A 7,466-nucleotide genomic window follows, 5' to 3' on the forward strand; every position below is an offset into this window, starting at 1 on the left:
TTTTTCGTTAAACTTTTATAAATATTGATTAAACAAAATAATTATTAACTATTTTTATTAATATGCTATTTATCAAGTATATACATTATCAATTTAACAAATAAACCTTGCATATGTCTCACACTTAAAACTTTTAATTAAACAATCTAAAAACATTATTATGAAAAAAATTCTACAATTAAAAAATATCTTTCTTATTCTCACGGTCTCATTGTTCATTTGGTCTTGTGATAAAAATGATTCTGAAGAAACCGCAATGTCTGAAACGATGACTATTGTTGAAACCGCACAAAATCAAGATGCTTTATCGTCATTAGTTGCTGCTTTAAGTACTGCTGATAATTCTGAAGACACTGATTTAATAGGCACCTTAAGTTCAGATGGTCCATTTACAGTTTTTGCACCAACTAACGATGCCTTTACCGAATTACTGGCACAATTAGACGGCTTTGATTCTTTGGCTGATTTTGATACTGATGAAGAAAGAGCAATTTTAACTACAATTTTAACCTACCATGTTGTTGCTGGTGTTGCCGCAAAATCTACAGATCTAACTAATGGAATGATCGTTGAAACAGTTCAAGGAGAAAATTTAGTGATTAATCTAGACGGTGGCGTTTTTATAAACGATGCTACAGAAATAAATGCTGAAGTACTAATTGCCGATGTAGAGGCAAGTAATGGTGTTGTACATGTAATCAACAAAGTATTATTGCCACAGGCAATTATCGACGCTTTAAATGAAGGCGAAATGACCAACGAAAATGGAACTTTAGTAGATATCGTTATAGCAACTGAACCACTTTCGCTTTTAGAAGCTGCGGTTATAAAAGCAGATTTAGCAACTACACTTAGCTCTGAAGGTCCGTTTACTGTGTTTGCACCTACAGATGATGCATTTGTAGCACTATTAGATATTTTAGGTGATGATTATAATAGTTTAGAAGACTTTGATACAGAAGCAGAAATTGCACTATTGAGAAATATTCTTTTATTCCATGTTATTACTGCAAAAGTTACATCAGCAGATTTAGCAGCAGGTAATATTCCAACTGCATTTGAAGGAAATAATATAGAAGTAATAGCATCTGGCGATTCTTTTGTAATTGGTGATGCATCAGACGTAAATGCCAATATTACAGGTGTTGATATTATGGCTTCTAACGGGGTTGCACATACTATTGACAAAGTATTATTACCACAAGCGGCAATTGACTTTGTTTTAGGTTTACAATTAAAAACTATTGTTGATACTGCTGTTGCTACCGACGACTTAAGCTTATTGGTTGATGCCTTAATTCAAGCTGATGCTGGTTTGGTCGCTACTTTAAATAGTGATGGTCCGTTTACGGTTTTTGCACCTACAAATGCTGCTTTTGCCGCATTATTAGCTGCATTAGGTGATGGTTTTAACAGTCTTACAGATTTTGATACCGATGAAGAAAAGGCGCTTTTAACTAAAGTATTAACGTATCATGTAGTTGCTGGAGCAGCTGCTTTTTCTACAGACTTAACTAATGGTCAAGCTATTGAAACTGTACAAGGTGAAAATGTAACTGTTGATTTAACAGATGGCGGAGTACAAATAATGGATGCTACCGGTACAAACGCCAACGTTGCGTTAGCAGATGTTGCCGCAAGCAACGGTGTGGTACATGTAATTGATAAAGTTCTTTTACCACAAGAAGTTTTAGATATATTAGCTGCAATGAGCTTAAAAACAATTGTAGATACTGCAATTGCTACAGATGATTTAAGTGTATTGGTAGATGCATTAATTCAAGCTAATGCAGGTTTGGTGGAAACTTTGAACAGCGATGGTCCATTTACGGTGTTCGCACCTACCAATGCCGCCTTTGTTGAATTATTAAACACATTAGGTGATGATTTTAATAGTCTTGCCGATTTTGATACTGACGAAGAAAAGGAATTACTTGTTACTATTCTAACCTACCACGTGGTAGCTGGTACGTCAGCTTTTTCAACTGACTTAGGTGATGGCCAACTAATAGACACATTTCAAGGTGAAAGTATACGTGTAACTATTAAGGATGGAACCGTTCACGTAGGTGATGCCACAGATGTCAATGCATCTGTTGTTTTAGCAGATATAGCTGCAAGTAATGGTGTTGTTCATGTAATCAACAAAGTATTACTACCTCAAGCTGCTTTAAATGCACTGACACCCGCTATACCGAACATAGTAGAGACTGCTCAAAGTGTTGATGATTTAAGTTTATTGGTTGAAGCTCTTATTCAAGCGGATGCTAGCTTGGTCGCTACACTTAGCAGCGAAGGTCAATTTACAGTTTTCGCTCCTACTAATGCTGCATTTGTAGCTTTGTTAAATGATTTAGGCGACAACTATAATAGTCTTGCAGATTTTGATACAGATGAGGAAAAAGCCTTATTAGCAAAATTACTAACATACCATGTTGTTTCTGGTTCAGCTGTAGCTTCTACAGATTTAACTGACCACCAAGAAATTAGCACAGTACAAGGCGAATCTTTGTTTGCTATTTTAGGTCATGGTGTACAAATAAGAGACAAGTCTCATGTCGATGCAAATGTAACCACGGCAGATGTAATGACCTCTAATGGAATAGTGCACATTATAGATAAAGTTTTACTTCCACAAGAGATAATTGACGCATTGCATTAAGATTCAATCAATCAGATGAATTTAAAAACCTTCCTATATCTAGGAAGGTTTTTTTTATACCTCACAAATTCTAACAACACCATATACCTCTTTAGCATACAATAACGCACCCTTGACAACTAACTTTTTATTTAACCTTCATTTATTTTCATCTTTGACATCCCAAACCTTACCAAACCAAGCCTTAACCAATGGCAAAAGCCCTTTCAATTTTGAAAGGGCTTTTTAATTATTTAATGTTTCAAATAGTTCTACTTTTTAGAAATAACCTTTTTAACGAATTTTTCTTTATTCGTTTTAAGGATGACTATGAACATACCTGGTTCTAAATTACCTACTAATACATTATAATAATTGACCCCAGCTACAACATCATGATTTCGCTCTTGCTTAATCAATTTTCCATTTAAGTCAAAAATTTCAATAGATAACCTAGAGTCATAATTAGTATTAAGCTCTAAATTCAACTCTTCTTTAAATGAATTTGGATAAGCTGTCAATTCTGATGATTTAAACTTGCCCGAATCTGAATCATCGTTAGAACAGACATCGGCATGCACTATAACAAACATTCCATTTGTAAATGATGAAACATTTACAGGAGCTAACGAATAATTTGTAACATTACTTAATGTGTCATCTCCATATGGTAATTGACCATTTGCAACTGTAGGTCTTCCGTTATTACCTAAAGGATATTTATCACCCCCTATCCAAATGTGAGTGGCATTCATTTGATAATTATCTAGTAATTCAATATCAATAGTTACAAATCCGTTTTCAAATAAAACAGATACCTCACCCACTTTAGTCCCAGCTGATATATCACATCTACCTGCTCCTGCGTATAAGTCCATAATATAAGATCCTTCCTGGTTTATATAATTAGACCATCCCCATCTATTGGCTCCTAAATCGTCATCAATAAAACAGGTAGAATTTGTATTATCTAAATATCCATAAGCAGTTTCACAACCTTCAATACTATCTGATTCACAATTTAGATTCTCATCAATTAATCCATCACCATTGTTGTCAATGCCATCGCACTCCTCTACGTCGCAAGCATCTGGAATACCATCGCCATCTGAATCCATTGAATTGTCTCCATCACATTCATCCTCGCAATCTGCGACTCCATCTTGATCTGTATCAAAACCTTCATCAACGTAACCATCGCCATCGTTGTCAATGCCGTCGCACTGCTCTACATCGCAAGCGTCTGGAATGCCATCGCCATCTGAATCCATAGAATTGTCTCCCATACAAGTATCTTCGCAATCCGAGACTCCATCTTGATCAGCATCAAAACCTTCGTCAATGCCTCCATCTCCATTATTATCAATACCATCGCATTCCTCTACATCACAAGCATCTGGGATACCATCCCCATCTGAATCCATAGAATTGTCCCCATCACAATCATCCTCGCAATCTGCGACTCCATCTTGATCTGTATCAAAACCTTCATCAATGTAACCATCGCCATCGTTGTCATTGCCGTCGCACTGCTCTACATCGCAAGCGTCTGGAATGCCATCGCCATCTGAATCCATAGAGCTATCTCCCGTACAATCATCTTCACAATCTGCAATACCATCTTGATCTGCATCAAAACCTTCGTCAATGTCACCATCTCCATCATTGTCCATACCGTCGCAAACTTCTTCTGAATAATTTGATGTTGTTAATTCTATAGTACACTCTGTCTCAGTTCCTTTTGAATCTTTAATTACAACACTGTAATAACCCGTTGAAAGATTACCTATAGAAGCGAATTGTTCGCCATTACTCCATTGAAAGGTATAAGGTCCACAGCCACCTTGTGGCATTACCGTAATTTTGCCATCCTGTCCTTGATAAGTAGATATATTATTGTTCACCACTACGGAACATGTTAATTCTTCATAAAGATTGATTTGAATAGAACATGTAGTAGAATTGCCATTAGAATCACTAACGGTAACAGTATGCAAACCATTGGTCAAGTTTGTTGCAATCGCTGTAGTTTCACCATTATCCCATGCATAATAATATTCACCTAATCCTCCTAAGGCTTCCACTTTAGCTGAACCAATCTGAGAATTTTGATTATTTACAATATCTAATTGTTGCACACTACAAATAAGATTTTTAGATATAAAAATCTCACATGTGCTAGATCCACATCCGCTTAAATCGGTAATGATTACGGAGTGAACCCCATAAGTTAAACCAATAGCATTTGCAGAAGTCTCGCCGTTATCCCACAAATAAGAATAATTTCCACTACCACCAGTAGCACTAACGGTAGCCTCACCATCAGCTGTTAAATAATTAGTAGTCAGTCTATTTTGGAAAATACTACACCCTATTTCAGCATTATCACTGGAAATAATTACTGAACATTGTGTACTCGAACCTTTAGAATCTTTAACGGTAACCGTATGATTTCCTGCAGATAAGTTTGAACCCGTATCATTATTTGAATAAGATAAACCATCCCAAGAATAGGAATATGGTGCAAAACCACCATAAGCCTGCACTTTTGCCACACCATCAGCTCCATCAGAACAAGTAACACCGGAAATCATCTCTAAGCTACAAATTAAATTTTTACTTATGAATAACTCACAAGTAGTTGTATTTCCAGAAATATCCGTTACAGTCACGCTATGTACCCCATAGGTAAGCATGGTAGCCATTTTTGTTATTTCACCATTATCCCACAAGTAAGAATAGTCTCCAGCGCCACCTGTAACATTGACTGTTGCGATGCCATCCGGACTCATATAATTACTAGCCAATTCGTCTTGTACGATACTACAATCCAATTGACTTTGATCACTATTCAATGTTACAGAGCATTGTGTAATTGCTCCCTTCGAATCTTTAACGGTTACCGTATGACTACCTGCCGATAGGTTATTAACAGTATTTTCAGCTACGTAATTTCCTCCATCCCAAGAATACAAATATGGTGGATATCCCCCGTAAGCTTGAACCGAGGCAACACCATCATCTTCTCCTAAGTTCGATACTTGTGATACAACATTTGTACTACAAATTAAATTCTTTGCTATAAAAATATTGCATGTACTTGATCCACATCCATTTTGGTCTGTGATTAGTACCGAATGCAATCCATAAGTTAAACCAATAGCAGTTGCAGAAGTTTCTCCATTGTCCCATAGATACGAAAAACTACCACTACCACCTGTAGCATTTACAGTTGCAGCTCCATCAGAAGCCAAGTAATTACTTGCAAGATTATCTTGTGTTATACTACATCCAATCTCGGCATTTTCACTACTTATTTGTACTGCGCATTCAGATATTGCCCCCGTTGCATCTTTAACTACAACACTATTACTTCCTGATGATAAATTTGAATTTGTAGCATCGTCAGTAAATGACGAACCATTCCAAGAATACGTATACGGAGGGTAACCTCCTAGTGCCTGAACGGTTGCTACACCATCTGCGCCATCTATACAACTTGTACCAGCCACCATTGTAACGTTACAAATTAAATTTTTACTAATAAATATTTCACATGTAGTCTCGCCACATTCATCATCCGATATTGTCACAGAATGCAATCCGTAATTTAAAGCCGACGCTGTTGATGTAGTCTCACCATTATCCCACAAATAAGTATATACCCCTGAACCGCCAATACCTATTACACTTGCAACGCCATCTGCATTTAAATAATTACTAGCTAATTCATCTTGAACTATATCACAGCTCAGCATTGCCAGTGTATTTACAGTAAATACATCAGAGACGCTCTCACAACCATACATATTTGTAACAGTAACTTGGTACGATCCCCCATCCGCTATTATAGTTTGTGTAGTTTCTCCATTTGGATACCATAAATAGCTTTCATAATTAGCTCCTGCATCCAATATTACACCATCATCTCCATAACAATAGGTATTATCCCCTACTATTTCTGGATTAGTATTATCATTAACAATAACTGTGACAGTAGCTACACCCGTACAACCGCTGGAATCCATAACGGTTACGGTATAATCACCTGCGGCATCGACCGTAATCGCCGTTGTAGTATCCTCGGTGTTCCATACATATGTCTCACCCCCGCTAGCAGTAAGTACCGTAGAACTTCCCGAACATATTTCAAGTATACCCAAAATCTCCGCTATAGGCAATGGGTTAACAATTATTGTAATTATAGCGGTATCCGCACATTCACCGTCCGCCGGAGTAAAGGTATATTCAGTTGTCTGTGTATTGTCTAGTACAGGTGACCATGTTCCCTCTATCCCATTAATGGAAGTCATTGGAAGTTCAGCCAATATTTCACCCTCACATATCGCTGCTACCGCATCAAAAGCAGGAACTACTTTGTCCCCCACCTCAATGGTCAACGTAGCGGTATCCGCACACTCGCCATCAGCTGATGTAAAGGTATATTCAGTTGTCTGTGTATTGTCTAGTGCAGGTGACCATGTTCCCTCTATCCCATTAGTGGAAATCGTTGGAAGTGCGGCTAATGTTTCGCCCTCACATATCGCAGTTATAGGGTCAAAGGTCGGAACTACTTTATCCCCGACCTCAATGGTCAAGGTAGCGGTATCCGCACACTCGCCATCAGCTGGTGTAAAGGTATATTCAGTTGTCAGTATATTATCAAGTGTAGGTAACCATGTTCCCTCTATTCCATTGGTGGAAATCGTTGGAAGTGACGCCAATGTTTCACCCTCACATATCGCAGCTATAGGGTCAAAGGTCGGAACTACTTTATCCCCGACCTCAATGGTCAAGGTAGCGGTATCCGCACACTCGCCATCAG

General features: G+C 37.5%; 2 protein-coding genes. One reads left to right on the top strand and one right to left on the bottom strand.

What is annotated here, in order from left to right; translation table 11 throughout:
• Nucleotides 1–160 precede the first annotated feature (160 nt).
• Nucleotides 161–2,662, top strand: a complete 2,502-nt coding sequence (locus Q4500_RS18180) for a fasciclin domain-containing protein (protein WP_303600994.1) — start codon at nucleotides 161–163, stop codon at nucleotides 2,660–2,662.
• Nucleotides 2,663–2,913: 251 nt separating this feature from the next.
• Here the strand turns inward: Q4500_RS18180 and Q4500_RS18185 are convergent.
• Nucleotides 2,914–7,466, bottom strand: a 4,553-nt coding sequence (locus Q4500_RS18185; RefSeq protein ID WP_303600995.1) for a T9SS type A sorting domain-containing protein, incomplete at its 5' end; no start/stop codon positions are given.

It is taken from the genome of Maribacter sp. 1_MG-2023 (assembly GCF_030547005.1).
In the GTDB taxonomy this organism is placed as follows: Bacteria; Bacteroidota; Bacteroidia; order Flavobacteriales; family Flavobacteriaceae; genus Maribacter.

Coding starts and splice junctions, on each gene's coding strand:
- Q4500_RS18180 (WP_303600994.1), top strand. CDS start 161: ATGAAAAAAATTCTACAATTAAAAAATATCTTTCTTATTCTCACGGTC.